The organism is uncultured Streptomyces sp. (assembly GCF_947488945.1).
Taxonomy (GTDB): Bacteria; Actinomycetota; Actinomycetes; order Streptomycetales; family Streptomycetaceae; genus Streptomyces.
The window spans coordinates 1-260 of the sequence record NZ_CANLBS010000116.1; the positions used below are offsets into that span (position 1 = coordinate 1).

Genomic DNA, 260 nt, shown 5'->3' on the forward strand with positions numbered 1-260 from the left:
GGGAAGCTCGACGCGGCCGGTGACCCGGTCACCGTCCAGCGGACCTTCGCCACCGCCCGCTCCGTCGAGTTCGACGCGGTCCTGGTGGCCGGCGCTCCCGCCCCCGGCGGCGACGCCGCCGGCGCGCGGGACGCCAAGGCGGACAACACCGGCACCGCCGGTGAGGTCGCCACCGACCCCAGGCTGCTGCTCCTGGTGAACGAGGCGTTCCGGCACGGCAAGGCGATCGGCGCCTGGAACGGCGGCGAGGCCGTCCTCGC

The 260-nt window shown here is 76.9% G+C and carries 1 pseudogene; it reads left to right on the plus strand.

The window, feature by feature from the left end:
* Positions 1-260: pseudogene (locus Q0994_RS34045) on the plus strand (catalase HPII); the annotation flags it as partial.